Source organism: Streptomyces flavidovirens DSM 40150 (assembly GCF_000429085.1).
Lineage (GTDB): Bacteria > Actinomycetota > Actinomycetes > Streptomycetales > Streptomycetaceae > Streptomyces > Streptomyces flavidovirens.
The window spans coordinates 23,252-48,153 of record NZ_AUBE01000023.1 but is presented as its reverse complement, the minus strand read 5'-3'; the positions used below and the strand labels follow the sequence as shown (position 1 = coordinate 48,153).

The 24,902-nt window shown below is 71.0% G+C and carries 41 protein-coding genes and 1 tRNA gene; 34 read left to right on the top strand and 8 right to left on the bottom strand.

Going from position 1 to position 24,902, the window contains the following annotated elements; translation table 11 throughout:
* Positions 1–85 precede the first annotated feature (85 nt).
* Complete coding sequence (locus G412_RS0125005; protein ID WP_037649839.1) at positions 86–1,978, bottom strand: YfjP family GTPase; 1,893 nt, start codon at positions 1,976–1,978, stop codon at positions 86–88.
* A gap of 8 nt (positions 1,979–1,986) precedes the next feature.
* Complete coding sequence (locus tag G412_RS0125000; protein ID WP_028814467.1) at positions 1,987–3,597, bottom strand: dynamin family protein; 1,611 nt, start codon at positions 3,595–3,597, stop codon at positions 1,987–1,989.
* A 320-nt stretch (positions 3,598–3,917) separates the two neighbouring features.
* On the opposite strand from G412_RS0125000, the gene G412_RS0124995 reads away from it, so the two are divergent.
* A tRNA-Arg gene (locus G412_RS0124995) sits at positions 3,918–3,990 on the top strand.
* A gap of 114 nt (positions 3,991–4,104) precedes the next feature.
* On the top strand, positions 4,105–5,076 hold the full coding sequence (locus G412_RS0124990; protein WP_028814466.1) for a tyrosine-type recombinase/integrase: 972 nt from the start codon (positions 4,105–4,107) through the stop codon (positions 5,074–5,076).
* A gap of 16 nt (positions 5,077–5,092) precedes the next feature.
* Here the strand turns inward: G412_RS0124990 and G412_RS39815 are convergent, their stop codons facing one another.
* Positions 5,093–5,278 (bottom strand): hypothetical protein, encoded by a 186-nt coding sequence (locus G412_RS39815; protein ID WP_028814465.1) that lies wholly within the window; start codon positions 5,276–5,278, stop codon positions 5,093–5,095.
* A 198-nt stretch (positions 5,279–5,476) separates the two neighbouring features.
* Positions 5,477–5,851, bottom strand: coding sequence for a hypothetical protein (locus G412_RS0124980; protein ID WP_078607354.1), 375 nt, complete (start codon positions 5,849–5,851; stop codon positions 5,477–5,479).
* Between the two features lie 249 nt (positions 5,852–6,100).
* Here G412_RS0124980 and G412_RS41805 point away from each other — a divergent pair, with 249 nt between their 5' ends.
* The 24 genes from G412_RS41805 to G412_RS0124840 all read left to right on the top strand — a co-directional run bounded on the left by G412_RS41805 (position 6,101) and on the right by G412_RS0124840 (position 18,883).
* The gene (locus G412_RS41805) at positions 6,101–6,475 is read left to right on the top strand and encodes a helix-turn-helix domain-containing protein (RefSeq protein ID WP_157839156.1); all 375 of its coding nucleotides are present in this window, start codon (positions 6,101–6,103) and stop codon (positions 6,473–6,475) included.
* Positions 6,378–6,701, top strand: coding sequence for a hypothetical protein (locus G412_RS0124975; protein WP_028814463.1), 324 nt, complete (start codon positions 6,378–6,380; stop codon positions 6,699–6,701). The genes G412_RS41805 and G412_RS0124975 overlap by 98 nt, the downstream gene beginning before the upstream one ends.
* 87 nt (positions 6,702–6,788) lie before the next feature.
* Positions 6,789–7,154 (top strand): hypothetical protein, encoded by a 366-nt coding sequence (locus G412_RS0124970; protein ID WP_028814462.1) that lies wholly within the window; start codon positions 6,789–6,791, stop codon positions 7,152–7,154.
* A complete protein-coding gene (locus tag G412_RS0124965; RefSeq protein ID WP_028814461.1) occupies positions 7,151–7,993 on the top strand; it encodes a hypothetical protein in 843 nt (280 codons plus the stop codon). The genes G412_RS0124970 and G412_RS0124965 overlap by 4 nt, the downstream gene beginning before the upstream one ends.
* 69 nt (positions 7,994–8,062) lie before the next feature.
* Positions 8,063–8,440 (top strand): hypothetical protein, encoded by a 378-nt coding sequence (locus tag G412_RS0124955; RefSeq protein ID WP_028814460.1) that lies wholly within the window; start codon positions 8,063–8,065, stop codon positions 8,438–8,440.
* Positions 8,437–9,063, top strand: coding sequence for a hypothetical protein (locus G412_RS0124950; protein WP_157839155.1), 627 nt, complete (start codon positions 8,437–8,439; stop codon positions 9,061–9,063). Before G412_RS0124955 ends, G412_RS0124950 begins: the two co-directional genes overlap by 4 nt.
* Positions 9,063–9,524 carry a hypothetical protein gene (locus G412_RS37350; RefSeq protein ID WP_051338602.1) on the top strand — a complete coding sequence of 154 codons (462 nt, stop codon included), beginning with the start codon at positions 9,063–9,065 and terminating at the stop codon, positions 9,522–9,524. The genes G412_RS0124950 and G412_RS37350 overlap by 1 nt, the downstream gene beginning before the upstream one ends.
* The gene (locus tag G412_RS0124940; RefSeq protein ID WP_037649801.1) at positions 9,524–10,582 is read left to right on the top strand and encodes a YqaJ viral recombinase family nuclease; all 1,059 of its coding nucleotides are present in this window, start codon (positions 9,524–9,526) and stop codon (positions 10,580–10,582) included. The genes G412_RS37350 and G412_RS0124940 overlap by 1 nt, the downstream gene beginning before the upstream one ends.
* Complete coding sequence (locus G412_RS0124935; RefSeq protein ID WP_028814457.1) at positions 10,579–11,361, top strand: ERF family protein; 783 nt, start codon at positions 10,579–10,581, stop codon at positions 11,359–11,361. Before G412_RS0124940 ends, G412_RS0124935 begins: the two co-directional genes overlap by 4 nt.
* Positions 11,358–11,630, top strand: coding sequence for a hypothetical protein (locus G412_RS35905; protein ID WP_037649798.1), 273 nt, complete (start codon positions 11,358–11,360; stop codon positions 11,628–11,630). The genes G412_RS0124935 and G412_RS35905 overlap by 4 nt, the downstream gene beginning before the upstream one ends.
* Positions 11,630–12,115: a hypothetical protein gene (locus tag G412_RS39320; RefSeq protein ID WP_037649796.1), complete on the top strand. Its 486-nt coding sequence runs from the start codon at positions 11,630–11,632 to the stop codon at positions 12,113–12,115. Before G412_RS35905 ends, G412_RS39320 begins: the two co-directional genes overlap by 1 nt.
* Entirely contained in the window at positions 12,112–12,558 is a 447-nt protein-coding gene (locus G412_RS37345) for a WhiB family transcriptional regulator (protein WP_051338601.1), read from the top strand. Before G412_RS39320 ends, G412_RS37345 begins: the two co-directional genes overlap by 4 nt.
* Positions 12,555–12,782, top strand: a complete 228-nt coding sequence (locus tag G412_RS0124910) for a hypothetical protein (protein WP_028814456.1) — start codon at positions 12,555–12,557, stop codon at positions 12,780–12,782. Before G412_RS37345 ends, G412_RS0124910 begins: the two co-directional genes overlap by 4 nt.
* Entirely contained in the window at positions 12,775–13,293 is a 519-nt protein-coding gene (locus G412_RS0124905; protein ID WP_051338600.1) for a hypothetical protein, read from the top strand. The genes G412_RS0124910 and G412_RS0124905 overlap by 8 nt, the downstream gene beginning before the upstream one ends.
* Before the next feature lie 35 nt (positions 13,294–13,328).
* Positions 13,329–13,766, top strand: coding sequence for a hypothetical protein (locus G412_RS0124900; RefSeq protein ID WP_028814454.1), 438 nt, complete (start codon positions 13,329–13,331; stop codon positions 13,764–13,766).
* Between the two features lie 88 nt (positions 13,767–13,854).
* Positions 13,855–14,688 carry a hypothetical protein gene (locus G412_RS37340; protein WP_051338599.1) on the top strand — a complete coding sequence of 278 codons (834 nt, stop codon included), beginning with the start codon at positions 13,855–13,857 and terminating at the stop codon, positions 14,686–14,688.
* A gap of 2 nt (positions 14,689–14,690) precedes the next feature.
* Entirely contained in the window at positions 14,691–15,431 is a 741-nt protein-coding gene (locus G412_RS0124890; protein WP_028814453.1) for an ATP-binding protein, read from the top strand.
* Positions 15,428–15,649, top strand: coding sequence for a hypothetical protein (locus G412_RS0124885; protein WP_028814452.1), 222 nt, complete (start codon positions 15,428–15,430; stop codon positions 15,647–15,649). The genes G412_RS0124890 and G412_RS0124885 overlap by 4 nt, the downstream gene beginning before the upstream one ends.
* A complete protein-coding gene (locus G412_RS0124880) occupies positions 15,646–16,212 on the top strand; it encodes a hypothetical protein (protein WP_028814451.1) in 567 nt (188 codons plus the stop codon). The genes G412_RS0124885 and G412_RS0124880 overlap by 4 nt, the downstream gene beginning before the upstream one ends.
* Positions 16,213–16,309: 97 nt before the next feature.
* Positions 16,310–16,597 carry a hypothetical protein gene (locus G412_RS0124870; protein ID WP_028814450.1) on the top strand — a complete coding sequence of 96 codons (288 nt, stop codon included), beginning with the start codon at positions 16,310–16,312 and terminating at the stop codon, positions 16,595–16,597.
* Entirely contained in the window at positions 16,594–16,986 is a 393-nt protein-coding gene (locus G412_RS0124865) for a hypothetical protein (protein ID WP_028814449.1), read from the top strand. Before G412_RS0124870 ends, G412_RS0124865 begins: the two co-directional genes overlap by 4 nt.
* A 336-nt stretch (positions 16,987–17,322) precedes the next feature.
* Positions 17,323–17,643, top strand: a complete 321-nt coding sequence (locus G412_RS39315) for a hypothetical protein (RefSeq protein ID WP_037649794.1) — start codon at positions 17,323–17,325, stop codon at positions 17,641–17,643.
* Between the two features lie 91 nt (positions 17,644–17,734).
* Positions 17,735–18,472 (top strand): hypothetical protein, encoded by a 738-nt coding sequence (locus tag G412_RS0124845; RefSeq protein ID WP_028814446.1) that lies wholly within the window; start codon positions 17,735–17,737, stop codon positions 18,470–18,472.
* 69 nt (positions 18,473–18,541) lie between these two features.
* Positions 18,542–18,883, top strand: a complete 342-nt coding sequence (locus G412_RS0124840; RefSeq protein ID WP_028814445.1) for a hypothetical protein — start codon at positions 18,542–18,544, stop codon at positions 18,881–18,883.
* A gap of 109 nt (positions 18,884–18,992) precedes the next feature.
* Here G412_RS0124840 and G412_RS37335 read toward each other — a convergent pair whose 3' ends face one another.
* Entirely contained in the window at positions 18,993–19,613 is a 621-nt protein-coding gene (locus G412_RS37335) for an FxLYD domain-containing protein (protein ID WP_157839154.1), read from the bottom strand.
* A 105-nt stretch (positions 19,614–19,718) separates the two neighbouring features.
* Positions 19,719–19,937, bottom strand: coding sequence for a hypothetical protein (locus G412_RS0124830; protein WP_028814444.1), 219 nt, complete (start codon positions 19,935–19,937; stop codon positions 19,719–19,721).
* Positions 19,938–20,049: 112 nt separating this feature from the next.
* Between G412_RS0124830 and G412_RS0124825 the strand changes: the two genes are divergently transcribed.
* The gene (locus G412_RS0124825) at positions 20,050–20,370 is read left to right on the top strand and encodes a hypothetical protein (RefSeq protein WP_028814443.1); all 321 of its coding nucleotides are present in this window, start codon (positions 20,050–20,052) and stop codon (positions 20,368–20,370) included.
* Between the two features lie 18 nt (positions 20,371–20,388).
* Here the strand turns inward: G412_RS0124825 and G412_RS0124820 are convergent, their stop codons facing one another.
* Together G412_RS0124820 and G412_RS0124815 are read right to left on the bottom strand one after the other, a co-directional pair.
* Positions 20,389–20,736: a DUF6233 domain-containing protein gene (locus tag G412_RS0124820; RefSeq protein ID WP_028814442.1), complete on the bottom strand. Its 348-nt coding sequence runs from the start codon at positions 20,734–20,736 to the stop codon at positions 20,389–20,391.
* An 82-nt stretch (positions 20,737–20,818) separates the two neighbouring features.
* Positions 20,819–21,112: a helix-turn-helix domain-containing protein gene (locus tag G412_RS0124815; protein ID WP_028814441.1), complete on the bottom strand. Its 294-nt coding sequence runs from the start codon at positions 21,110–21,112 to the stop codon at positions 20,819–20,821.
* Positions 21,113–21,271: 159 nt separating this feature from the next.
* On the opposite strand from G412_RS0124815, the gene G412_RS0124810 reads away from it, so the two are divergent.
* From G412_RS0124810 to G412_RS41465, 7 genes are all read left to right on the top strand, one after another.
* Positions 21,272–21,580, top strand: coding sequence for a hypothetical protein (locus G412_RS0124810; RefSeq protein ID WP_028814440.1), 309 nt, complete (start codon positions 21,272–21,274; stop codon positions 21,578–21,580).
* Positions 21,580–21,744 carry a hypothetical protein gene (locus G412_RS40300; RefSeq protein WP_167546486.1) on the top strand — a complete coding sequence of 55 codons (165 nt, stop codon included), beginning with the start codon at positions 21,580–21,582 and terminating at the stop codon, positions 21,742–21,744. Before G412_RS0124810 ends, G412_RS40300 begins: the two co-directional genes overlap by 1 nt.
* A gap of 67 nt (positions 21,745–21,811) precedes the next feature.
* Complete coding sequence (locus G412_RS0124800) at positions 21,812–22,660, top strand: hypothetical protein (RefSeq protein WP_028814439.1); 849 nt, start codon at positions 21,812–21,814, stop codon at positions 22,658–22,660.
* On the top strand, positions 22,660–23,319 hold the full coding sequence (locus tag G412_RS39810) for a hypothetical protein (RefSeq protein ID WP_051338597.1): 660 nt from the start codon (positions 22,660–22,662) through the stop codon (positions 23,317–23,319). Before G412_RS0124800 ends, G412_RS39810 begins: the two co-directional genes overlap by 1 nt.
* Positions 23,316–23,816 (top strand): hypothetical protein, encoded by a 501-nt coding sequence (locus tag G412_RS0124790; protein WP_244283205.1) that lies wholly within the window; start codon positions 23,316–23,318, stop codon positions 23,814–23,816. Before G412_RS39810 ends, G412_RS0124790 begins: the two co-directional genes overlap by 4 nt.
* Positions 23,813–24,334 carry a hypothetical protein gene (locus G412_RS35880; RefSeq protein WP_051338596.1) on the top strand — a complete coding sequence of 174 codons (522 nt, stop codon included), beginning with the start codon at positions 23,813–23,815 and terminating at the stop codon, positions 24,332–24,334. Before G412_RS0124790 ends, G412_RS35880 begins: the two co-directional genes overlap by 4 nt.
* A gap of 163 nt (positions 24,335–24,497) precedes the next feature.
* Complete coding sequence (locus tag G412_RS41465; RefSeq protein WP_279626786.1) at positions 24,498–24,632, top strand: hypothetical protein; 135 nt, start codon at positions 24,498–24,500, stop codon at positions 24,630–24,632.
* The last annotated feature ends 270 nt before the right edge of the window (positions 24,633–24,902 follow it).

Sequence of the window (24,902 nt, the reverse complement as noted above, 5' to 3'; positions counted from 1 at the left end):
GCTCTCGCCACTTCCGCCACCGCCCTTGTAAGGCTGACTGGTCCCATGCTGGACCGGACGCGGCCAGCCCGCCGGAGCCTGTGGGTTACCGGCCGGTTGTGGACAAGCCCGTCACCGCCACGTACTGCTCCCGCACCTCCCAGTACCGCATCAGCTCCGCCGACACCGGGTCCAGCACGCGCGCCCGGCCGCACCCGGCCGCCGCCTCCCGCAGCCGCCGCTCGGCGTCCTGCCCGTACCGCCGCGCCGGCCCCCTGGCCGCCACCGAGCACGCCCACTCCAGCAGCGGGCCGCCGACGATGCCGGCGAGCATCACCAGGACGGGCGGCAGCAGCTGCGGCTCTAGTACGCCCACGATCTGGCCCACCAGCCACAGCCCGCCGAAGATCTGGAGGAGCGTCATCGAGGCCTGCGTCAGCACCGCCGCCGGCCACCACGCGGGCTTCGGCGGCCTGCCGCGGGGCAATCCGGCCCGTACCGCCAGTACGTCCAGCTCCTCCGGCAGCCCGGCCGCGCCGCGCACCGCGGACTCGCGTACCGCCTGCGCCCAGGGGGCGGGCAGCCCGGCGGCGGCGGCGTCCGCGACCGTACGCACGGCCTGCTCCACGCGCTGCCGGGCGGTGATCTCCTCTTCCTCCCCCTCGGCCGGGGTCTGCCCGGAAATCGGGTCGATCCCGGCCCCCAGGGCGCGGTGCGCCTCGTACCAGCGCCACAGCCTCAGCCACGGCGTCCCGCACGACTTCCCCGCGTTCCGGCGCCACTCCCGCTCCGCCGCCTGGCCCACGGCCGCCGCGCCCACCGCCTCGGCCAGCCGGTCGGTGAACTCGGCGCGGGCCCGCTCGCCGAGCTCCGGCGGCCGCCTCCCGTCGGCGACGTAGACGGGGCGCAGCCGGGCCGCCGCGGCGTCCACGTCGGCGGACAGCCGGCGCGCGGGGGCTCCGCGCTCCTGCACGAACTGGCCGAGCATCTCGCGGAGTTCCCCGACGCCCTCCCCCGTAAGCGCCGAGAGGGCCAGGACCGTGGCGCCCGGTTCGCCGTGTTCGCCGAGTGCCATGCCGTCCTCGTCGAGCAGCCTGCGCAGGTCGTCGAGGACCAGGTCGGCGGCGTCGCCCGGCAGCCGGTCCACCTGGTTGAGCACCACGAAGGTGATCTCCGCGTGCCCGGCGAGCGGCCGCAGGTAGCGCTCGTGCAGCACGGCGTCGGCGTATTTCTCCGGGTCGACGACCCAGATCACCGCGTCGACGAGCGTGAGCACCCGGTCCACCTGGTCCCGGTGGGCGGTGGCGGCCGAGTCGTGGTCGGGCAGGTCGATGAGTACGAGCCCGTTCAGCGCCTCGTCGCGAAACCCGGGCGGCGCCGGCCTGCGGCGCAGCCGGCCGGGGATGCCGAGCCGGTCCAGCAGCCCGGCGGCGCCGTCCGTCCAGCTGCAGGCGATCGGCGCGGACGTGGTCGGCCTGCGCAGTCCCGTCTCCGAGATCTGTACGCCCGCGAGTGCGTTGAAGAGCGTCGATTTGCCGCTGCCGGTGGCGCCGGCGACGGCGACGACGGTGTGGCGGGCGGAGAGCCGCTGGCGGGCGGCGGCCTCGTCGAGTACGCGGCCGGCCTCGGCGAGGGTGGTCGCGTCGAGGCGCGTACGGGAGAGGCCGACCAGCTCACGCAGCGCGTCGAGACGTCCGCGCAGCCGTCCGCCGTAGGCGCCGCCGGGCAGCAGACCGTCGTAGTCGTCGTAGTCGTCGTCGACGCCCTGGGCCCGGTCGGACGGCGGTGGGTTGGACGGCGGCCGGTCGGGCAGCGGCGGCGTGGGACGCAATGCCCGTACGGCCTGCTGCTCGCCCCGCGCCGCGGCCCGCTCGGCGGCGCGCCGGGCAATCAGCCCGTCGTCCCACCGCCCCTCCGCCGGCCCATCTGCCCGCTCCCCGTCCGCCCGCTCCCCATCCATACCGTCCACACCATCGGTGTCATCAGTCACAGCAGTCACGTTTGCGATCACTTCTCCTTCTGCAGCACGGAGAGCGCGGCGATCAGCGCGGCCTGCGGCTCCGGGGTCACTTCGAGGGCGTCGAGCGGCGCGAGCCGCCGGTCCCTCTCGGCATTGAGTACGCGGTCGATGTACGTCGTGAGCAGCTCCCCGCCCTTGTCGCGCAGCCGGGTCGCGGCGATGGCGCCGATCCGCTCGGCCAGCCGTTCCCCGGCGGTGCGCGCACGGCGGCCGCCCAGCAGCGCGGCGGCGAGCAGGGCGGCGACGGTCTCGGCGTCGGGCGCGGGCGGCCGCTCAAGGTCCCGTACCTCCTCCTCGGCAAGCTCTTCGAGCACCCGGCGCCAGCGCCGTGCGGCCATCGCGATCCGCTCGCCCGCCTCCCGGTCGGGGATGCCGAACGCCACCGCGCCCGCGGCGGGCTCCCGCCGCCATGCCTCGTGGACGCGTTCGTCGGCGGCGGCGACGGCGCACTGCAGCAGCGCGGTCAGGCTCGCGACGAGCGAGTCGAGGAGCTCACCCGCGGAACTGTCCAGCGGATAGCCGCGCCAGCGGGTGAGCGCGTCCCCGGACAGGACCGCGCCGCGCCGGAGCCTGCTGCGTACCCGCGCGCCCTCCCTCTCGTACGCCTCCTCGACGTCCGCGCTCAGCCGTACGGAGGCGGCGTACTGCGCGGCGACGGCCCCGGCGAGCTCGGGCATCCGGGCGTTGAGCGACTTGATGACGCCGCTCGCGGTACGGGCGACGGTCTGCTGGCGGGCCGCCGAGTCGTGCACCCGGTGCGCCAGCCAGGCCCGCAGTGGCTCGACGGCGGTGGAGGGCAGCAGTCCGGTTCCGCCCCCAGCGGATTCGGGCAGCTCGGGGATGGTGAACCGGGGTACGTCGCCGAGCCCGGCCTTGGTGAGCAGCGCGGCGTACTGCTGCGACACCTCGCCGATCACCTGGTGGGGCACCCGGTCGAGGACGGTGACGAGGGTGGCGTCGTACTCCTTCGCCGTACGCAGCAGGTGCCACGGCACGGCATCGGCGTACCGGGAAGCCGTCGTCACCATCACCCAGACGTCGGCGGCGCAGAGGAGCTCGGCGGCGAGCACGCGGTTCCCCGTGATGAGCGAGTCGATGTCGGGAGCGTCGAGGAGGGCGAGCCCGCGCGGCAGCGTCCCGACGGTCTCGACCCGCAGCGTGTCGCCGCCGTCGGCGCCCTTGCCCGCCTCCAGCGGCACTTCCGCGCCCTCTTCCTCCCCGTCCTGCCGTGGCAGCCATACGCGGGTGAGCTGCGGCAGTACGCGCAGGTTCGCGAACCAGTGGTGATCGTCCGGGTGGCACACGAGCACGGGCGTCCGCGTGGTGGGCCGCAGCACGCCGGCCTCGCTCACCCTCCGGCCGACCAGGGAGTTGACGAGGGTGGACTTGCCGGCCCCGGTCGACCCGCCGATGACGGCGAGCAGCGGCGCTTCGGGCTGTTTCAGCCGGGGCAGCAGATAGTCGTCGAGCTGCGCCAGCAGCTCGACCCGGGCCTGCCGGGCGCGTGGAGCCCCCGGTAGCGGGAGCGGGAGGCGCACGGCGGCGACACGGTCGCGCAGGGCGGAGAGTGCGTCGATCAGCTGAGGCCGTGCGTCCAAGGTCACCACATGCGAAGAATGCCCAATTTTGAAGCCTTTTAGAAGCTTAAAGGCACCTCTGCGCGCCGATTGGCGGTGAGGGACAGACGGTACGAGTGGGGCGCAGGCATAACGAGTGCACAACACCCGAGGCGCGAGACGCCAAAAGCGGTGCGCGATTCGCACTCGCCTGCGATTATCAGGTTCGCTTCACTGAACCTCCACATCGTGCCACGCAGGTGAAGCAACCGGCCCAAGGCCCTCGGAGCCCTATCCTTGTCCCCGGCAAGGCCCAGGACTCTCACAGCCCTGGGGTTCCAGGCCACCGAGGCCATGATCCGGCCCCCGTAGCTCAGTGGATAGAGCAGGCGCCTTCTAAGCGCTTGGCCGCAGGTTCGAGTCCTGCCGGGGGCGCTTACACATCCTGACCAGCGGAAACGCTGGTCATTTCCTTTTCTCGCCCCAAGCACATCGCTTATGCGCCAAGCGCCTTGACTGTCCACGATAGTGGGCAGCATGGTGGAGCGCATGACATCGACGCGGTACAACCTCGGGCCGATGTGCGCCTCATGGCTGCGCGCACTCAAGTCTCAGCACCTCTCGGACAACACCATCCGCATCTACGGCCAGGCCGCGAAAGCGTTCACGGCCTTCCTCCTCGACGAGGAGAACGGCTACCGGCCGGCCATCGACGACGACGGGAACGAGGGCAAGCAGGCCCCGACCACCATCGAGGAGATCCACCGCGAGCATGTAGAGGCGTACATCACCGCCACCATCAAGAGGACGTCGGCGAGCAATGCGAACCAGCACTTCCGCAGCTTGAAAACGATGTTCAACTGGTTGGTCAATGAGGAGGAGTTGGACCGCTCCCCCATGCGCACGATGAAAGCGCCCCACCCCGGCGAAGTAGAGGTGCCAGTCATCAGCGACGGCGATCTCGCCAAGCTGTTCAAGACGTGCAAGGGCAAGACCTACGCGGACCGGCGCGACACGGCGCTCCTCATGCTGTTCCTCGACACCGGGGTGCGGCTGAGCGAAGCGACCGACCGCAGGGTTGCCGATCTCGACCTGGACCTGATGGTCCTCCAGGTGCTCGGCAAGGCCAACAAGGTCCGTAGCGTCCCGTTCGGCCGCGCGACCGCGACCGCCCTCGACCGGTACCTGAGGGCCGCAGCCAAGCACAAGGGGAAGCCATTGGACGACGACATGTGGCTCTGGTGGGGGGACCGCAACCGAGGCCAGCGGCTGACCATCTGGGGCGTGGGGACGATGCTCAAGCGCCGGTGCGCCGAGGCCGGCATCCCGCCCATCCACCCGCACCAGTTCCGGCACACGTTCGCTCACCAGTGGAAGGTCGGCGGCGGGAATGAGGACGATCTGATGCGGATCACGGGGTGGAAGTCCCGGCAGATGCTGTCCCGGTACGCCTCGTCTGCGGGCGCCGAGCGGGCGAAGGCGGCTCACGCGAGGCTGAGCCCCGGCGACCGGCTGAAGTAGCCGGCCGCCGTCGGGCTCAGTGGCGACGGATAAGTTCGAGGCTGTTGACGAGCCGCGGTACGCGCACGCATAGGAGTGCGATGGCCGCGGCTTCGTCGATCTGTGCGGGGTCGTAAGCCATACGGACACGGTGACCGTAGTCCCGGTACATCACGGGTATCCCGCCATCCAGCTCGGCCCGCTCCATCTGGACATCCGTCACATGACCCCCTGTCCCGCCGCATGCCAGATCGCACACGCGTTCGTATCGCGCGAGGTGCTGTAACCATACGACTACAGAGGCCATCCGTGCAGGTTGCAGGCAGAATGGCGAAGGCCCATTCCGCATTGTGACACTTCAGAGATAAAGCCTGCACCCCCCGAGTGTCCAAGATTCAGCTACCCCACGCCGCCCGATGTACTACTCCTCGGAGGCCCAACGCTCGGCCACGGCACGGGACTTGGGCATATTCTCCGGACGCTGGCCGATCTCATGCAGCACCGTCGCGGGCGCCTCGCCGGCCAGCTCGGACGCGGTGTATCCGATGACCTGGAAGTGGGCAGCAGCGGCGACCACCTCGCGCGGCAGGCCGAGGCCGACGGCGACGGCGGACACCAGCTCTGGCGTGATGTCGTAGGACTGGCCCTTGACGATCTTCCCGACGAGCGACTTGCTCGGCGCCCACCCAGTGGCGGGGTCCACGGCGACTTCGGCAAAGGTGCGTGTGGACCAGCGCTTCCCGGTGCCCACGTGCTGACAGATCAATTCGGTCAGCGCATCCCGTTGCTCTGGCATCACTACCGCCTCCCTGGGCGTCACAGTCCACACCTTCCGGCCGGTACTGACCCAGAATTCCCAGGTCAAGGCGTACAACCTTTTACTGTCGTCAGTCATTGTCCACGATCAGGGGCACCTTAGTAGAGGCAGGCGTGGCCTAGGCCATTTGTTGACCGAAAGGAAACATGCCCACGATCGTGGACACCGCTTAAGCGATGTGCTTTAGTGGAGCTGTCCACGAACGTGGGCAGCACGACGGAGGCACCGATGACCCCTGCCAGACTTCGCCTGACCGACCCGCACCTCTTGCGAGGGCTCATGCAATGGGCGCCCGGAGGGGAAAGCATCACCGGTCAGCAACTGGCAGGGCGGGTCGGAGTTTCCAAACAGAAGATCTCCGCGCTACTCAGCGGAGAGCGCGCAACGGTGGAGCCCGCAGTGGCACGACGGATAGCCGCCACGCTCGGCGTCCACCAAGGCGCTCTCTTTTTTGAGCCACTGCCCACGCCCATGGGCGTGGGCGCCTCTCGAAAGGACACGACGCATGAGCACCAGCGAGCGGTCGATGCAAATGCGCCTCGCCGCGCACAAGAGCTGGGCCGCCACCCCCGACAGGGCGAGCCGTACCGCCGCCGCCCGTAAGGCCAGCCACTTCACGCGGTTCATCGCCAAGGCCCGCGAGCTGCACCCGGACGCCAGCGACGAGCAGATCAAGGCCGTCGCGGAGTCGCTCCGCAAGGCGCACTACACCGAACTGGCGCTCCGCTCGGCGCAGGCCCGCCGCATCAAGGGCCAGGCCGCGAAGGAAGCGAAGCGCCGGCAGCAGGCCGCCGAACTCGCTGCCTTCAAGGCCGGCGCCGTCGCCTGACCCACCACGTAAAGCGGGGCCGCCCCGGACCTAGCCCGTCCGTACGCGACCCCTCGGCACCTCATCCACACGAGAAACGAGGACACCGTGACCATCGACCTTACCGCTCCGGCCATGCCGGACAGCAGCCTGACCCGGCGCATGAACTACATGACCGCGCTGGCGCTGGCGGAGACCATCCTCAGCGAAAGCACCGTCATCCCCACCAACTTCACGATCCAGTGCCCCGACTTCGCGCCCGACGAGCCGAGCATCCAGTTCTACTTCCACCAGGACCCCGCCGCCGTCGCCGTGTTCGCGGACGAGCAGTCGATGACCGTCGACACCAGGACGCACGGGAGCGGTGACCAGTTCACGGAGGCCAGTGGGGAACTGGTGCGCGGGGTGAAGGTCACCGCGTGGGCGCTGGTGTCCGCCGTCGAGGCTGCTGACGCTGCGGAGGTGTCGGCATGAGCGGCGAGCCCCTGATCCGTACGGCGACGAACACGATGGCCGCCGCTGCGACGCAGTGGAACGGCAGGCCCGCCGAACTGTTCGCGCACCTCGCCGACGCACTGCACAGCAAGCAGCTGCTCCAGCCGGAGGGCGCGGCCGGCCAGCTGGAGGGCCTGCGCGCTCTCATGAACGCGCAGCCCGCCGAGCTGACCGAGGCGCAGATGGACGCGCTGGTCAACGCGGGCGACCGGGCGGTCAACGACTACTACCACGAGCGTGCTTGCTCGTGTGACCTGTGGCCGTCGAGCTGCCACACCGACCCGGCGTACGCCAAGGGCTACTGGGACAGCTCAGCGTTCGGCATCGGGCTCCCTGCGGTGATCGGCCTGTGGGAGGTCATGCGGGCGGCTGGTGACGCTGGTGAGCTGGGGCGCCTGCGGGCCCGTGTCGCGGAGCTGGAGGCCGACCTGACCATCGCGCATCGGGCGACGGAGACGGACAAGGCTGCCCCGCCTTTCTGCCGTCACGTCAGTCCGCACGGCTGCACCTGCGACCTTGACGCCGGGCATAACGGCGATCACGAGATGAGTGATGGAGCGGGCGGCCACTTCGGGTGGCCCGTGGAAGAGCCGAAGCATTCGGCGCCGTGCCGGTGGCCGGCGTCCCCGGACTGCACCTGCACTGACGACGTCCACGCTCGCGTCATGGCGCCCGACAAGGCCGGGGCCTGCGACGTCTGCGGCGACAGCCCGTCGAAGTGGTGCCCGGACTGCGCCGCCTGCCGCAGCGGGTGCCACGGCGGGCACGTCGACAACCCGTGCGCCCACGCGAACGCCCGGTGGGGCGGTGTCGCGTGATCTGGCTCATCGCCGCCTGCTTCGCGTTCCTCGCCTTCTGGCTCCTCGAACTGCTCCTCGGAGGCACCGATGCACGCTGACCGCACGCCCGTCACTGGGCCGTTCCGCATCTCCGTCGACATGCTGCCGACCGGCGTGGCCCTCGACGTCTCCCACTACCTCTCGACGCTGGTCCTCGCCCTGGCGCAGGCCGCCGAGGAGGATGGCGAGGGTGTCCTCGCAGACCTGGTGAACATTGCTGAGCTGGACCGGTCCGCCGGCCACCAGGGCATCGACTCCGGTGCGACGCACGAGCGGGACGCTCGGGTGCAGGACCTGCTGGACGAGCTGGTCGACGGCGGCAAGGTCCCGGTGTACGGGCAGCAGGTTCTCCGCCTCGCGGAGCGGCTGCGGGTGCTGGCTGCGCCCAAGGCCGTCCCGTCGCAGCGTGAAGCGGGTGCCGCGTGAACGCTCGCGATGCCGCGATTCAGGCGGTTAAGGACCACCCGTCCACCACGTTCATGGCTCCGTACGAGTCACTGGCTGACGCCGTGCTGGCCGCCGCGGCTCCGCTGATCCGTGCCGAGACGTTTCGCGAGGTCGCCGACATACTGCGCCGCGACGGGCTGCCCATGTCGGCGGGCGTCGTCGAGGCGCAACTCGAACTCGAAGCGATCGACGCCGCCGGGCAGGGCGAGAAGGACACGACCCCGGCCGCGACGTCCACTCCCCAGCCGTGCGCAACCTGCGCACACGGCCCGACATCCCACAAGCACCTCCGGACCTGGGGCGGCCCCGGCTGCCTGCTCTGCCCGAGCGACGAGACCCGCGCGTGGCTGCACCCGTACACGGGGGCCGCTCCCCACCTCGACGAGCTCACCGCCCGCCTCTACGACCACATCCTCGGCGCGGGCGGCCACTGGACCACCACCAGCGCCCACCGCTGGCTCGTCGCCCACGTCGACCCGGCCACGACCCGGCACCGCGCCCGCCACATCCTCCAGCACCTCGCCGGACTCGGCTACCTGACCGAGCAAGACGTACCCGGCCGCCGCACGTACACCCCGAACTACGCGAAGGACAGCGAGTGATGACCGGACCCGAGCACTACCGCTGTGAGGCCGAGCGCCTCGCCAAGCAGGCGCACCACTTCACCTACGGCGACGGCGCCGACCCGGTCACCGGGCACGCACTCGCAGCCGAGGCGCAGGTGTACGCAACGCTCGCCCTCGCCGCCGCGCAGACCCCGGCCGCCCCCGCCGTGCAGCTGGAGACGGAACCCGCCGTCGCGTACGTCTACCGGGCCGCGTGGCACACCACCCCGGTCGGCACCTACACCAACGAGGCCGCCGCCCGCACACACTGCGAGGCCGACGCCACCAACAACGAGCCGGACCCCACGGGGCTGACGTTCGACTGGCTCGGCGACGATTCCGAGCCCGACGCCCCCTACGAACTGGTCATCACCCGTGACGGCGACGAGCAGCCGACGGACTACACCGTCACCCGCATCACCGTCGCCACCGAGTACGACCCGGAGGCGGACTCCTGATGAACAGCACCGCGCAGGCTGGGGCGGCCACCACCGCCCCGGCCGCCGGCCGCAGGGTCACCCCCACCGGCCGACTCATCCTCTCCGCCGACGCGGACCGCGACGCATGGCTCACCGCCCGCCGTAACGGCATCGGCTCCTCCGACCTCGCCGCCGTCCTCGGCATCAGCCGGTACGGCAACGCGCTGTCCGTATGGCACGACAAGACCGGCGGCCTACCGCTGGAGGGCGACGACTCAGAACCTGCTCTGTGGGGTCGGGCCATCGAGGACACCGTGGCCCGCGAGTGGGCCCGCCGGAACCGGTCGGCCGTGCGCCGCGTCGGGCTGGTCGCCAACGTGGATCGCCCGTGGCAGATGTGCACTCTGGACCGCCGAGTCCTTGTGTGTCCCCTCTCCTCCGAGACCCGCGAGCGCTGCGCCGTGGAGATCAAGTGCCGGGCCGCGTTCAAGGCCGGGCAGTGGCGCACCGGTTGCCCGGACGACGTCCTGGCGCAGGTGCTCTGGCAGATCGACGTGTGCGGGTTTGATCACCTGCACGTCGGGACGCTGATCGGCGGCAACGACTACCGGCAGTTCGTCGTACGCCGCGCCGATCACGAGCCGCTCATCGCCGACCTGCGGGCGGCCGGACAGCGGGCGTGGGAGCAGATCACCACGCGCCGCCCGCCGGTCCTTCCGGAGTCGGCCGACCCGGACGTCCTGATGGACCTGTACGAGCAGCTGCACCCGAACCGGTCAGGCGAGCCCGTCGCAATCGACCGCGACGGTGACGCCCAGGACGCGCTCGCCGACTACCTCGAAGCGGGCAACGACGAGCGCGACGCCAAGGCGCGTAAGAAGACCGCCAAGGCCAAGCTCATCGGCGCCCTCGGCTCGGCCGATACCGCGCTCCTCGGCGGCCGGACGGCCTACTCGTACGACGAGGAGACCCGCGAGTACGTCGACCGCGAGCGGCTCCGCGAGGAGTTCCCCGCCGCGTACGCCGCGTGCGTCGAGGACCGGTCCAGCCGCCGCATCAACATCCCGCACACCGTCCGAGAGGCGCACCAGGTATGACCACGCTCGCAGAACGCGCGGCGGCTGCGGCCGGCCGCACCGACACCCCGACCACGGCGGTGGCTACCGCCCCCGAGGACACCTTCACCCCGGCACCGCTACAGGACCCAGGCATCCCCGAGCCGGGCCCGGACGGACCGGAGCAGGTCCCCGTGTGGGTCGCCTGGTCCCGCGTCATGGGAGAAGTCCGCGGCGTCAGCAAGGGCAATTGGTACGGCAAGGCCAACACCACCGGCAGCTACCAATTCCGTGGCGTGGACTCCGCTCTCAACGCATTCGGCCCGGCGTGCCGCCTACATGGCGTGCTGGTCCTGCCGATCCGCACCGAGACCGCCTACCGGGACGTGAAGACGTCCGGGGGAAAGCCGTCCCGTGAGTGCACCGCCACCGTCACATACCGGATCATCGGGCCGACCGGCGACAGCATCGAGGTGCAGTCGGCCGGTGAGTCGATGGACTCGGCGGATAAGGGCACGGCGAAGGCCTTGTCCACGGCCCTCCGTTCGCTGCTGTTTCTCGGCGGGCTGGTCCCGACGAACGACGCGGACCCGGATGCCTCGAACGTCGAGCGCGGTGAGGCCCCGGTGCGGTCGGCCGAGTCCTACCGGGACGAGCAGCTCGACCCCAAGACCCCGCCGAGCCGACTTGACCAGATCCGTATGGAGCTGCGCAGCCACGGCATGCTCAACGCCAAGGTCCAGAACGAGACCGGTGAGCTGGAGACGCTCGACTCCATCGGCGGCCGGATGTACCGCGAGCGCACGGGCGGTGCTCAGTGAGCGCCTTCCAGGTCATCGCAGGCGCCCTCGCCTCACTCCGCGCCCTCGGCTGCCTCTTCGTCTGGCACGCGCTGCGCCCCACCGGTCAGCGCCGCGCCACCCCGGTCCCCAACATGGCGCCGCTCGCCGCCCTGCTCGCCGCGGGCGAGCTGGACAGCAACGACACCGCCTGGTGCCCCGAGGAGACCCGCACGACGTACCACGCCCTCCACGCCGACGGGTCCCGCACCTGCTGGACCTGCCGCACCGACACCCCGGCAGGTGCCTGATGACCACGTTGACCCTGTGCGCGCAGGCCACCGTGCCGGCGGCGGGGCCCCGCCCCCTCTACACCGTGGCGCTCCCCACCGGCCTCGAACTGATCAACTCCAACCAGAGCCAGCACCGAGCCCGCCGCGCCCGCATCGTCAAGGTACTCCGCGGCAAGACACAGGAAGCCGTCACCGAGTGCCCCGCACTCATGGACGCCCTCGCCGCGGCCAAGCCCGGCCCGCTCTTCCAGCGCGCGCACATCCTCGGCATCCTGCACCCCAACACCGCCGGGCGCCGCGACCCGGCGAACTGGTACCCGTCGTTCAAGGCCTGCGTGGACGGCCTGGTCGACGCTGGCCTCCTCGACGATGACGACCACACCCGACTCCTCGGCCCGGACATGCGCCTCGGCCACAAGGTCAAGGGCAGCCAGCTCGTCCTCGTCATCCGCGGCCTGGCCCCCGACGAGGACTGGCCGAACCTCGGGGCGGTGGCTCGATGACGGTCACCACCCTGCCCCGCGCCCGCCACTGGAGCGACGCCGCCGCCTGCGCCCAGCACCCCGACCTGTTCATCCCCGAGAACGACGGCGACCCCGACTACACCACCGCCAAGAGGATTTGCCGCGCCTGCCCCGTCATCGAGCAGTGCCTGACCGCCGCCATGGCCGAGGAAAAAGGCGCCGACCGCCACGTGCGAGCCGGAGTCCGCGGCGGCCTCACCCCCGGTGAGCGGGCCAGGAAGCACCGGCAGGAAGCCAGGGCCAAGGCCGCCTCACAACCGCCGCGCAAGGACCCCGCCGACACCTCGGACTGCGGAACGCAAGCCGCATACCAGCGGCACGTGAAGCGCCACGAGGTCATCGACCAGGCGTGCCGCGACGCGCACACCGAGTGGCAGCGGGAGCGGCGGGCCGCCGCCAAGTCCGCCGGCGCCGCCGTATGACCGCCCGCCGGCCCCGCCCTCAGCCTCCGCCCGGCGGGCTCCTCGACTGGCGCGATGCCTCGCACTGGTCCCGGACGGAGAAGCCCTGCCGCTACTGCGGATTCCCCACCCACCTCCGCGACTCCAAGCGCAGCCCCGCACACAAGGTCTGCGCCGAGGAAGCCCTCACCATCCAGGCCGCAGAAGCCGCGGCCGCCTACCAGAACGGACGACTCAGTGACTGACTTCCCCCACCGTGGCGGCCACGACAACCCGTGTGCGTACGCCGCGGGCATTGGCCCCAACTGCTCCTGTCTCCCGTACACCGAGGACGACCTCCGCGCCGAGGCCGCACGCCAGCACGCCACGCTCGCCGAAGACCCGGACTTCATGGGCGTGGGCGAGCAGATGAACGGGACCGAGATCGCGAGCCACCTCCCGCCCGCAGAGGCCGAGGGCGCGGAGGGCTGGCACTGGGACGAGGCGCTCGACGAGGACCAGTTCCACGCCGCACAGCAGAAGATCCACGACCTGATCAACGGGGCGGCTGACGTTTCCGCGTGGGCCGTGAACCTCGGCGCCGACGGGCTGGAGCCCGACGAGCACACCTTCGGGTTCGCGGCAGGCGACAAGCCCATCATCCGCGTGCACTTCGCCTTCGCCCCCGAGCTGTCCGACGAAGCCCGCGACGCGTTCGTGACCGGCCTCGGCGAAGCAGCCGCCCGCGAAATGCACCTCGCACTCAACCGCCACTGACCCGCTCCCACCCGCCCCCACCCGGAAGGAACCCCATGCCCAAGCTCAGCCCCGCACAGGCCCCTGAGGTCAAGCTCGACTCCGCCGCCGGTGCAGTCGAGGCCAGTCTCACCCGCGACCAGCGCCGCGGCCTGTTCGAGAAGCCCGGCAGCGTCATCGTCGCCATCGTCGAGCTGACGTCCAAGTCGTACACCGGCCACGCCGAGGGCGAGGAGAAGGAGCCCCAGGTGAAGGTGCGCGTCACCGGCTGCGAAGTCGCCCGGTCCGACGCGGAGGCCACCACTCTCCTGGAAGCCAAGCGCGCCATGTGGAGGGCCCGCCGCATGGACGGAACCCTCGACGAGGTCGGCCCCGGCCCCCGCGACGCCGAGCAGGTCATCGGCGACGCCTTCGCGACCTACCCGTCCGAGGCCGAGTACACCGCGCACCAGCGGGCGCAGGAGCAGCGCCGCCGCGACGAGTACGTGCGCTGACCACCGCTCCCGCATGACCGTCCGGGGCGGCCGGCCCCGAGCCCCGCCCCGGACGCGACACCCGCACCACGACCGAGAGAAGCCGCACATGCCCTGGGTCCGCCTGGACGACCGGTTCCCGTCCCACCGCAAGGTCGCGCTCCTGTCCGACCGCGCGTTCCGGCTGTACGTGTCGGCCCTGTGCTGGTCCTCCGAGAACCTCACCGAGGGGAAGATCCTCGACCGCGAATTGACACTCGTGGCGCGCGTTCGGAACACGAAGAGCGCAGCAACGGAGCTTGAAGCCGCCAAGCTTTGGGACCGTGTTGATGACGGCTGGATGATTCACGACTTCCTTGAGTACAACCCGGACCGCGCGAAGGTGAAGGCGGACCGTGAGGCGAACGCCGCACGTCAGCAGGCGTATCGGGAGCGGAAGAAGGCCGAGCAGGAAGCGAAGCGGAACGCCGAGAAGATCAAACGTAACGGCGTTACGGACCCGTCACGTAACGCGTCGCGTAACGGGGGGAGTAACGACACCCCGTCCCCGCCCCCGTCCCCTACCCCTTCTTCTCCTACGGAGAAGAAGCAAGCAAGCACACCCGTCACTCCCGACGCAGACATCCCCCAAGACGCACGGCCCCTCGTCCACGGACTCACCACCGCCGGCGTCTCCGTCCGCTGGCCCTTCAAGGGCAACGAGTGGTTCCCCCTCCTCGCCCTCATCGCCAAGACCGGCGTCCCGGCCATGGTCGATCACGCCGTAAAGGTCGCCCGCCGAACCGAAGTCGAGTCCGCCAAGTACTTCCTCAACGGCTGGGCCGAACTCCCGCCCCTTCCACCTGCGGGCACCGACCGGCCCCCTCTGCGCGCCGTCGCCAACCAGGGCTGGCAGCCCTACCAGAACCCCGTAGACCCGTCCGTGTACCAGAACGGATTCTGACCATGAGAGAACCGCAGACCGTTGGCAGCCTCGGCCCCTCCGCCTTCGCGAAGATCATGGCGGGCATCGCGCACCGTCCCCAGGTACAGCCCGGCCCTGTGGACGAAACCCCCACCCCCAACGAGCCCGGCCACCCCGAATACCACCGCCTCCGCCGAGCCGACTGGGCACTCAGCCGCTGGGCCGCAGTCGCCCCGCCCCGCTACCGCCACGCCGACGCCACCCACCCCGACGTCGTCGCCTGGGCCGACCGCGTCGCCGCCGACCCCACAACCGCCGGTGGCCTCCTCCTCACCGGCACCACCGGCACCGGCAAAACCCACGAGGCGTACGGCGCACTCCGCCGCATCGCCGCCGCCGGCCCCCACGTCTACGAGATCGTCGCCACCACCGCCGCCGACATGTACGGCCTCCTCCGCCCCAACGGCTCCCCCCGCGGCGCCGAGGAAGAACTCCGCCGCCTCTGCCGCGTCCCCCTGCTCCTCCTCGACGACCTCGGCAGCGCCAAAGCCTCCGAGTGGACCGAGGAAGTCACCTACCGACTCATCAACGAGCGCTACAACGCCTGCCGGCCGAGCCTCTACACCAGCAACCTCCCCGCCGACTCCCGCGACGAGCACGGCAACCGCCAAGGCCCCGACCTCACCACAGCCCTCGGCGAACGCATCGTCTCCCGCCTCACCGAAGACACCCACGTGATCGCCATGGTCGGCCGCGACCGCCGACGAGGAGCCGCCGCATGAACCCCATGCCCCCGGCCGCCATCGCCGTCATCGCCTCCGCCATCGACGAATACCGCCTCACCACCCCACCCACCGAAACCACCCCCGCAGGGCAGGCAGAACGCATCGCCGAGCACCTCCTCAGCAGCGGATGGGCCATCCAACCCCAACCCGACCAGACCACCGCCGTGCATCCGGTTCCCCGCCGCCCGCGCGCGATACGAGAAGAGACCCCATGACCGAGCAGCCCGACCCGATCGCCGAACTTGCCGACCTCGCACGCACCGTCCTCGTCCACCACTGCCGCGCCGTCGACATGGCCCTGCCCGACGACCCGGACACCGTGTTCCGCCCGATGGTGGAGGCCGTCCTGGACGAGGCAGCCTCGCAGGCCTGGATCGAGAAGCAGCTGGCCGAGACCGGCATTCGCGCCATGGACTTCCGCAACGGCGCAGAGATGGAACTGGAACCCGCCCGCGAGCTCGTCGCCCACTGGGTCGCCGCCGCCCGCACCATGCTCGGCGACGCGCCGAACTACACCGAGACCAAGGTGTCCATGGACGTCAAGGTGGCCGAGTCCCCGGAGCTCTACACCTTCGTTGTCCAGCGGCACGCGCCCGGTGTCCTCACCCCGCACGAGGCGCGCCAGAAGGCGGAGCAGCAGCGAGACGAGGTGCTGCGCATCGTCCTGGACTACGTCATCGAGTCCAACGACGTCGGCGGCCTCGACGCGAACGACCTCGTCGACCGCCTGGAGCAGGCCGGCTACCCGCTGCCCGAGACCGACGAGGAGCCCTCGTGATCGTCGTGGTGCTGTTCGTCGCCGTCGTCACCGTCGTGGCCGGCGTTCCCCTCGCCCACTGGACCCAGAAACCGCTCTACCTGCCCTGGAGGAAGCCGTGACCCGACTGCTCCTCGCCGCACTCACCACCGCCAGCACCGCAACCGCCGTCTGGCTGGCGGTCCACGGACAGATATGGGCAGCCCTCCTCAGCGCAGGATTCGCCCTCGCCCTCGCCGAGACCGCCCGCGCGCACCGGATCGCCGTACGCCGTACTGAGCGCCTTGCACGCCCCGCAGGGCCCGGCGCCACCACCAGCCCCCTGTTCGTGCCCTGCTGCCCGTTCTGGACCGCCTCCGCAGGCGAGATCCACGCCGCCAACTGCCCCACCTGGAGCGACCGATGACCGAGCAGCGCCACACCGCCGACACGATCACCAGCGACGCCCTAGACGCGCTGTACGACGAACGCGACCGGCTCCGCGCCCAGACTGACCGCGCGTACCGCCGACACGACTCCCGTGACGCGCTTCACTACGCCTACAGCGGCCTGGCCGATCAGCGTCTCCGCGTAGCTGCCCAGCTGGCCGCCGATGAGCGGGACCGGGGCTTCGCCGCCGAGCAGCGCGCCGACCGCGCCGAGGCCGCCATCGACCGAGTGCGCGCCTGGATCGCAGGAGATCCCGTCACCGCGCGATCCGAGTTCGGCAACGGCTACCGCGAAGCACTCAGAGACATCCGCGCCGCCCTCGCCCACGTGCACGCCCTCGCCGAGCCCAAGGAGCCCACCACATGAGCGCACCCGAACCTCCAGGCGGCCGGTGGACGTGCGCCCACGGACACGACTGGGAGGCATACCAGCCCTGCCAGGAGTGCCTTGCCACCAGGGAGCAGCCGCACGAGGCAGAGCCCGTAGACGCCCAGCTGGAGCCCGGCCGCACAACCAAGTACCGGATCTGCCAGAGGTGCACCCAGGCCGTTGTTGAGCCCATCCACCGCCCTGCCCAGCCCTCGGAGCCCACACCGTGAACGCCTACACCCTCGCCGCAGTGATCGCCGTATGCGTCACCGCACTGCTCTGCGCCCTCATATGGGCCGCCGTCCGCGTCAACCAGACCAAGGGGAAATGACCATGAACCCCAACGTCCCCGTCGGCCGCATGGTCGACGCGAGCCCCCAGCTCTGCACCTACTCGCCCGGCGACACCGACGCCAACGACTGTGGCGTACCCGCGACGTGGCACATCGCGTGGGACGCGCAGATGGAGAACGGGCTCGCTTGCGACCAGCACATGGCCGAGGCGCAGCAGCGGTTCGCCTACTTCGACCGGCACCCGATCAGCCCGGACTGTGGCATGCCCAACGCCCACTGGTTCTTCGAGCTGAAGCGCTGCGGCTACCCGGACGACCCTGCCACCCAGGAAGCCGCCGAAGCGCGCCGCCAACACGCCTGAGCATGAACGCGGGGCGTGCCCACGATCTCCCCAGACCAGGCACGCCCCACCAGTGGCCCCACCGTACGCCCCGCACCACACAGGAGCCACGATGCACACGACCGAGCAAGGCCACCTCACCACCGTGATCCGCCACTGGACCGACCTCCAAGACGCACTCGGCGCCCCCGCCAAGGTGCAAGGCTTCGGTGTGGGGCTCCGCAGCTACCTCGCCGCCCTCGACCGCATCGACGAGCAGCAGGCCGAAGCCGACCGCCAGACCGCCCTCGACCGCCGCCTCCTGGAGCGCGACCCGTCCCAGATCGGGGAACGCCCGACGCCCGTACGGATCGCAATCTTCGACACCATGCAGGCCATCCACGCCGACCTGCTGGAGTGCGCCGACGCAACCGCCGCAGCAGCCCAGCGCCCGCCCATGGGCCCGCTCCCCGCGACGTACCCGGAAGCGGACCGGGCGCGCCGCGCCGTCCTCGCCATGCGCGACGCCCACGACCCCCGACGCTGGAAGTGGAACGGGCCGCGGCCGAGCGCACCCCTCACCGCGCTCTGGCTGTTGGGCCGCGTACAAGGCGCGCCCGGCCCGTTCCACCGCCTCACCACCCGCCAGACCGACTACATAGCGTCCGTCGCCCGCACGGCAGCCGACCGGGTGGAGAAGGCCCTCGACATCGCCGCCCAGCTCGCACCCATCGCCCAGCCCTGCCCCGAGCTGCGCAACCTCGTACCGTGCGGCGGCCGCATCGAAGTCCACGGCGGCGCCGGCGCATCCCCGCTCGCCCACTGCGTCAGGTGCGGGCGGATCTGGAGCGAGCAGGGCATAGCCGCGTAGGGCATGCATGTCGGCCCCGTGCTTTACCGTGGTGGTGGGCGCGGGGCCTGATGCTCAGAAAGGCCCGTCATGCCCTACGGCCGCGTCAACGCCGCGAAGTTCATCAGCCGCTACCTCGAACCTGCGGCCGAAGCCGCACTCGGCGGCGAAGAATCCCACCACATCCTCGCGACCGCCCACGCCGACCGCGTCTGCCCGCCGAGCGGCCACCGAATCCCTTGGAGCGACTGCTACGCCTCGGCGGATCTCTACCCTCTGCCCTGGAAGGCAGCCTTGCTGCTCGACCCGTCTGGCTCTGCGCTCCCTGTTGCCGACCACCTCACAGGCGAAGCGCACGAGCGGGCGGTGACTGCTGCTGCGCTGGCCGAGTGGATCGCGCGTGAGGCGCGCAAGCTCGGCGTAGACCGCTAAGCAGCTCAGGGGGTGGGCCACACGTCGGGTCCGCCCCCACGCCAGTCGACTCAGACGCCCCGCCGCCCACCAGGGACAACGGGGCGCCGGCACCCCCAAACAACGGCCGTCAGCCCGACGCGTACCGCGTCACCTTCAAAACCTTGCACGTGATCTTGCCTGTGGTGTCGCTCAACGCCTGCGCCTTAGCCTTCACCTTCTGCCCCGGCGCAACACTGTTCGCCGCAGCCATCCCCTCACCAACCCGCGCACCGGACCCGTCCACGAACTCCACCGCCACGATGTAGTTGGACGACCGGGCCGACCGGTTCGTGATCGTCACGTCGGCGGACGGCCACGTCGTCACAGGCTCGACCACACACCCCGTGACCTTCGCGTCGCCCTTAGGATCATCAGCCGCAGGCGCAGCGTCCTTCCGCTTCGTCGGCGCCTCCTCGCCCTTGGCCGGCGCGTCCCCCGCCGGCGCAGAACTCGCGGTGCCCGACGCCCCCTTGCGCTTCCCCTTGGCGGTGCTGTCGCCATCACCCACCGCAAAACCGATCACGATGAACACCAGCAACAGCAGCAGCGCACCACCACACCCCAGCCCCACGAACAGCCCCGCCTTGCTCTTCTTCGGCGCTGAGGGCGGGCCACCCCAGCCAGGCCCCGGAGGCTGCTGCCACTGCGGCGACGGAGGCTGCTGCCCCCATTGCGGCTGCTGTCCGGGCGGCGGGTAGGCGTTCGACATGAGTCCCCCCAGGGATGCTCGGTGATGAGGGGGATCACGGTACGGGCGAAGCGGACTCCGCCGTCCCGGTCGTGTCGTATCTGTGACTGATCAGGTGAGGGTCCGTCACGGCCCGGTCGTCCACATGTCCGGCCCGCCGCCCCGCCATTCGATCAGGGCGGAGCGCTCGACGTCCGACTCCTCGATGCCGTCCATGCCCGCCCGGCGCAGGAACTCCGCCACATCCCGCAGGCCGTACGCGAGGCCGAGGATCTCCCCATCCACGCGCACGCGCCGGCCGCCGGTCGGGCTCGGCGGGTAGACGATCACGGGCGGTCCGGACATGCCCCCATGGTCGATCGGGAGCAGTCCGGGCGCATCCCGAGTGTGGCCCCCGTCACGTCCCGTCGGGGCCGATGGAGCCGACAGCCCGCCCGGCATCCCAGACGCTGAACCCATGACGCCCATCACCCTCGCCGCCATCCGGGCCGCACTCCGCGCCACCACCGCGACCCGCACCACCCCGTTTGCGATCGCCCTCCGCGCCGCCGTCGCCGCCCAGCACCGCCAGCTCTCCCCGGCCGACGAATCTCGGTGCGCGCGCGATCTCCTCGACGCTGCCCGTGGGCCCGGCGGGTACACCTACGGGCCCGTCCCGGCCTCGGACCAGCGATGGGACGCTGATGCCGCCGGGTACGCCAGGCAGGAGGTCGGCATCGCACCGCCGAACGACGTTGACGCTGCGCTGGCGGCCATCGCTCACCTTGCCGACCGGTAGGCCCCGGACAGTACAGAGTCAGCCGAGGAAGCCGAGTTCCGTGTCCGGCCGGCACAGGTGGCACGCCGCGGTGCCCGCGGCGAGGAGTTGGAGGGCCTGCTCCTGCGCCACGCCTTTGTGCCGCTTGCCGACGATGGCGCAGCCACCCATGTGGACGGCGACGGGCGGCGCGCCTACGCCGATGCCGAGCTGTACGACCCACTCGGGGGCGGGCGGCCGCTGCTGCTCCCGACGCGCTTTCTCCGCCGCGGCGGTCGCTTCCTGCTGCTCGGCGGCCAGGATCGCGGTGCGGATGCGGGTCAGCCACATGGTGTGCCATTGCTCCAGGGTCCGGAGGCGGGGCAGATCAGGCGGCAGATCGGACATACGTTCGAGTCTACCGCCGCCACGCCCGGACAGCACAGAGCCCCCGCCTCGTCGAGGTCGGGGGCACGCGCGTACGCACGGGCTACTCCTCGGTGGCCTTTGGGCGGTGCTTCCCCGACCCCGTGTAGCCGCGAAAGATGTCCTGCACGGTGCTGAGCTTGATCTCTAGGCGGGCAGCGATCTCCCGGTAGGACAGCCCGCGCCCCTCGTCCCAGAGTTCGATCACCAAGGCCTTTCGCTCCTCGGCCCACGGCCGATTCCGGCGCACCTGCTCAGCCATGATCCGACTCATAGCCCGCACTCGGGCTTCACGGTCCGCGATCCGCTCGACCTCATCAAGGGCGCTCGTCACCCGCTGCACCTCCTCTTCGCTCATCCCGGCCCTTTCTTTCGGTGGGCCGCTTGCCCTGAGAGTAGGGGACCCCTACAGTCATGGGCAAGCAGTCCGCACTGCTGATGCAAAGCGGCCCCGGCCGGCGTTGGAGCGCCACATGGCCGGGGCCAGTCACCAACCTGACGTGACCAGGAGATGACCATGCCCGAGCGTACCGATCACACCGAGCTCGACGCAGCACTGAGGCGCATCCTCGCCGAACCCTCCACCACCGCGCGGATCATCACCGCCACCGCCGACGAGCTCGACACCCACCCGTTCCTCACGATCAACTCTTTGTCGCTGGACTACGCGGCCACCATCGCACTCCGCCACGTCACCGACGGCCTGCCCGACGTAGTGGCCACGGAGGCCATCACCGCCGCGACCCACGCGTTCCCCCCGGCCCACCCCGGTGAACGGTGCGGCGAGTACGCCGTCCGCCTCCGCGACCTCGCGCCGAGCCTCTGATGGCGCCCGAGCACGACGCGCCCGAGGTGCGCACCACCGTCCAGGAGATCCGGCCGAACCCGATCATCGGGCAGCCCGCGACCGTCGAGGACTGCGCCGCCGACTACGCGGCCGCGGCCGATGTCCGGGCGACCGCGGCCAAGCAGGACGCACGCCACCGCTAACCACCACCTGACCGGCCGGGCCCGCCCACGCACGGGCCCGGCCGCCCTCCCGCCCCGGAGCTGCACCGTGAAGACCCGCACCATCACCCAAACGCAGCTGGTCCCGCACACCATCGACGGCAAAACCCGGCTCATCCACGACGACGTCACCACCGAGATCCCCGCGCCGCCGCGCGACTGGGACCGAATCGTCCTCACCGGGGTGACCGGCGTCGCGGCCCTGGTCCTCACCGCGTCCGTCGTCTGGTCCACCGCCAGCATCGGCGACCTCCTCGACATCGTCGTCATCGCGCCCGCGGCCTACGGTGCGGCCGTCGTCTTCGACCTCGTCTGGATCGCGTGCATGGCCGTCGAGTGGCTGTCCCGCTACGACCAGGACCGAGCCAAGGTGCCGCGCCGTGCCGGCCACGGTGCGCTCCTCGTGGCCATGGTCGCCGTCGCTGCGCACGGCTGGCTGTCCGGGCACGAGGTCATCGGGATCGTCGGCGCCGTCGTCTCCGGCCTCGCCAAGGGCCTGTGGACCGTCGTCCTGAGCCACCAGGCCCCGCCGCTGGACCGACGCACCCGCGAGTTCATCCGCCAGGAGCTGGCCGAGGCCGGCGCGAGTCTGGCCCTGGTGCCGGTGCGGCGTCAGGTGCAGCGAGCGCAAGGGCTCGTGGCGGCCGAGCGGATCGCCCTCGGATCCGATCCGGAGGCCGATCCGGACCAGTCCGGACAGTCCACGGACGATCCGGACGCCGATGTCCTCGAACTTCACCCCGGCACTGTGAACACGAAGGACGCGGTCCGGATCGCGTGGGACGCCGGATTCCGGGACAAGGACAGCGCCACCCGCTACGTCGCCAAGGTCACCGGCAAAGCCCCCTCCCCGGACACCGTGGACCGGTACCTCCGCGCCCTGCGGATCGCTGGCTGATGACCGCCGAGCTGGGCCCGGACGAGGCCCGGATACGCCACTACCTCGTCCGGCTCGGCGATGCCCTCACTCCACCTCTGCCACCGAAGGACCCCGACGTGGACCGCCCCATCACCCCGACCCGCATCATCCCGCCCGGCGCGCCGCTCCCCGCCCGCTCCCCGCAGCCGGACGAAGCCCCGCCGTGGCGTACCCCGCCGCCGCCCCCGCCGACAGCACCACCGCCCGCCGGCCCCCTCCCCTTCCCGGCTCCCCCTTCGGAGCCCCGGATCGTGGAGGTGCGGCACGTCCACGAGATCGTTCTGACCAGCCCGGACCCTGATCCAGATCCGTCCCGGTGGGAGCGGATCACCGGCTGGGTCCTCGGGATCGCTCCTCCGTGGAAGATCGGCGCAGCACTCGCCGCAGCAGCCGTCCCGATCCCCTGGACCGGATACAGCGCCGGCACGACGTGGGCCTACACCGTCGGTGAGGCCAGGCAGATGCACATGGGCGTCGGCTACGGCCTCGCGTTCGGCTGCTTCGCCCTGGCCGCGCACCGCTGCGCCCGCCGCCGCTCCCTCCTCGCTCTCACCGGCACCGCCGTGACCTTCATCGGTCTGTTCGGCGCCATGCATTGGTACGACCCGATTCTCTGGACGACTGGAGTACGACCGTGACCGGCCTGACTATGGGCGGCCTCGCCCTCTCCCTCGCCATCCTGTGGGCCAACCTGCGCCCCTGGTGGAAGGGGAGCCGCGACCCGAAAGCCCTGATCCCCTTCGGCTCCGGGTTCTCCCTCGGCGCACTGTCCACCATGTGCGTCGGCGGCATCCTCGGGTTCCTCGCCGGGCGCCTCGTCAGCATCGTCAACGGAGCCGGGGACAAGGTCGTCGGAGGCACGACCGGCACCGGAGGATCAACCATCAGCACCGGCACCCTCGGCACCCTCACCCCCGAAGGCGCCGCGGTCACCTTCCTGATCACGTGCGGCGTCTTCATCGCCTGGAAGACCGCAGGCAAGACCGACAAGCGCCGGTACGCGGGTGGCGCCATGTGCGGCGTGACCCTGTGCCTCACCGCAGGGATCGCCGGGGCCCTGGCATGGGTGCCCGACGTCATCAACACGGCCGGCATCATGCTGCGCACCACAGTCGAGGGCGGCGGCGTCCTGTGAGGTGGCACCAGCGGGCGGCCGACCGCCTCAGCCGCGGCACGACCGCTCTCGTGCGGGGCGCGGCCGCGTGGGTGCGGGCAGCAGGGTCGCGACCCGGCTCCGTGGTGCGCCTGTGCCTGCTCCTCGGGGGCGCCTACCTGGCGTGGCGAATGGTCCGTGCGGTGCCGTCGCTGCTGTGGCTGATCACCGGCCTGTGGATGCGCGCCGCGTGGCGCTCCGCACCCACCACCGAGGCCGCCGACGAGCCCCCCGCGGAGCCCGATGTGGAGGCCGTCCGCGAGCTCCTCCGGGACCTCGTCGGGGACCGCACCGGGGTGCACCTGTCCACCGCCCTGGCACACCTCCAGGAGAGGGGCCACGGAATGGGCTGGACGGTGGGCGATCTCCGCACTCGCCTGGGGGCCCTTGGGGTGCCCGTCCGGCGGTCCGTGAAGGTGGACAAGCGGGTGACGTGGGGGGTGCACCGGGAGGACCTGACGGCCCCTTCCCCCGCCGTGGTTGACGAGACCGCCGCGTAGGCCGTCTACCCCGCATCTACCTGCGGTTTCTACCGCCGTCTACCGGCGGATCTACCCGCCATCTACCGGGCGTTGCGCTCACCGAGACCCCAGGGCGGCCGGCTCACTGCCAGGCGAACGGCCGCCCCGGTTCCCATCCCGATCACACGAGACAGGACCGATCATGGCACTCCGCAAGACCATGCCCACCCGCGACGAGAAGCGGGCCGAGGCCGAGCCGCAGCACTCCCGGCAGTACGCGGGCAGCACCGGCGGATACACCAAGCCCGTTCAGCCGAAGCCTGACGAGAAGCGCTGACCGCCTGCCACACTGGCAGCTGCGCGCCGGGTAACGCCCGGCATGAGGTCCCTCCACAGGGGTGCTGTGGAGGGACCTCTCTTGCGTTCAAGGGCTACACACAGGCGGGGTACCGGCGTACCGTCGCCCGCACGGTGCGCGTAGGGGCCACTGCGCGTTTGTAGCGCGTAGCGGTACAGCCGAGATACGTCGGCCTACCGCTCGGCGCGCCCGTACTAGCGCCCCGTCGCCTCCACCCGGCGGGGCGCTCTCATTCCCCACTACGGATGT

Coding starts and splice junctions, on each gene's coding strand:
- G412_RS0124990 (WP_028814466.1), top strand. CDS start 4,105: ATGACATCGACGCGGTACAACCTCGGGCCGATGTGCGCCTCATGGCTG.
- G412_RS0124980 (WP_078607354.1), bottom strand. CDS start 5,851: ATGCCAGAGCAACGGGATGCGCTGACCGAATTGATCTGTCAGCACGTG.
- G412_RS41805 (WP_157839156.1), top strand. CDS start 6,101: ATGACCCCTGCCAGACTTCGCCTGACCGACCCGCACCTCTTGCGAGGG.
- G412_RS0124975 (WP_028814463.1), top strand. CDS start 6,378: ATGAGCACCAGCGAGCGGTCGATGCAAATGCGCCTCGCCGCGCACAAG.
- G412_RS0124965 (WP_028814461.1), top strand. CDS start 7,151: ATGAGCGGCGAGCCCCTGATCCGTACGGCGACGAACACGATGGCCGCC.
- G412_RS0124955 (WP_028814460.1), top strand. CDS start 8,063: ATGCACGCTGACCGCACGCCCGTCACTGGGCCGTTCCGCATCTCCGTC.
- G412_RS37350 (WP_051338602.1), top strand. CDS start 9,063: ATGACCGGACCCGAGCACTACCGCTGTGAGGCCGAGCGCCTCGCCAAG.
- G412_RS0124940 (WP_037649801.1), top strand. CDS start 9,524: ATGAACAGCACCGCGCAGGCTGGGGCGGCCACCACCGCCCCGGCCGCC.
- G412_RS0124935 (WP_028814457.1), top strand. CDS start 10,579: ATGACCACGCTCGCAGAACGCGCGGCGGCTGCGGCCGGCCGCACCGAC.
- G412_RS39320 (WP_037649796.1), top strand. CDS start 11,630: ATGACCACGTTGACCCTGTGCGCGCAGGCCACCGTGCCGGCGGCGGGG.
- G412_RS37345 (WP_051338601.1), top strand. CDS start 12,112: ATGACGGTCACCACCCTGCCCCGCGCCCGCCACTGGAGCGACGCCGCC.
- G412_RS0124910 (WP_028814456.1), top strand. CDS start 12,555: ATGACCGCCCGCCGGCCCCGCCCTCAGCCTCCGCCCGGCGGGCTCCTC.
- G412_RS0124900 (WP_028814454.1), top strand. CDS start 13,329: ATGCCCAAGCTCAGCCCCGCACAGGCCCCTGAGGTCAAGCTCGACTCC.
- G412_RS37340 (WP_051338599.1), top strand. CDS start 13,855: ATGCCCTGGGTCCGCCTGGACGACCGGTTCCCGTCCCACCGCAAGGTC.
- G412_RS0124890 (WP_028814453.1), top strand. CDS start 14,691: ATGAGAGAACCGCAGACCGTTGGCAGCCTCGGCCCCTCCGCCTTCGCG.
- G412_RS0124885 (WP_028814452.1), top strand. CDS start 15,428: ATGAACCCCATGCCCCCGGCCGCCATCGCCGTCATCGCCTCCGCCATC.
- G412_RS0124880 (WP_028814451.1), top strand. CDS start 15,646: ATGACCGAGCAGCCCGACCCGATCGCCGAACTTGCCGACCTCGCACGC.
- G412_RS0124865 (WP_028814449.1), top strand. CDS start 16,594: ATGACCGAGCAGCGCCACACCGCCGACACGATCACCAGCGACGCCCTA.
- G412_RS39315 (WP_037649794.1), top strand. CDS start 17,323: ATGAACCCCAACGTCCCCGTCGGCCGCATGGTCGACGCGAGCCCCCAG.
- G412_RS0124845 (WP_028814446.1), top strand. CDS start 17,735: ATGCACACGACCGAGCAAGGCCACCTCACCACCGTGATCCGCCACTGG.
- G412_RS0124840 (WP_028814445.1), top strand. CDS start 18,542: ATGCCCTACGGCCGCGTCAACGCCGCGAAGTTCATCAGCCGCTACCTC.
- G412_RS37335 (WP_157839154.1), bottom strand. CDS start 19,613: ATGTCGAACGCCTACCCGCCGCCCGGACAGCAGCCGCAATGGGGGCAG.
- G412_RS0124830 (WP_028814444.1), bottom strand. CDS start 19,937: ATGTCCGGACCGCCCGTGATCGTCTACCCGCCGAGCCCGACCGGCGGC.
- G412_RS0124825 (WP_028814443.1), top strand. CDS start 20,050: ATGACGCCCATCACCCTCGCCGCCATCCGGGCCGCACTCCGCGCCACC.
- G412_RS0124820 (WP_028814442.1), bottom strand. CDS start 20,736: ATGTCCGATCTGCCGCCTGATCTGCCCCGCCTCCGGACCCTGGAGCAA.
- G412_RS0124815 (WP_028814441.1), bottom strand. CDS start 21,112: ATGAGCGAAGAGGAGGTGCAGCGGGTGACGAGCGCCCTTGATGAGGTC.
- G412_RS0124810 (WP_028814440.1), top strand. CDS start 21,272: ATGCCCGAGCGTACCGATCACACCGAGCTCGACGCAGCACTGAGGCGC.
- G412_RS40300 (WP_167546486.1), top strand. CDS start 21,580: ATGGCGCCCGAGCACGACGCGCCCGAGGTGCGCACCACCGTCCAGGAG.
- G412_RS39810 (WP_051338597.1), top strand. CDS start 22,660: ATGACCGCCGAGCTGGGCCCGGACGAGGCCCGGATACGCCACTACCTC.
- G412_RS41465 (WP_279626786.1), top strand. CDS start 24,498: ATGGCACTCCGCAAGACCATGCCCACCCGCGACGAGAAGCGGGCCGAG.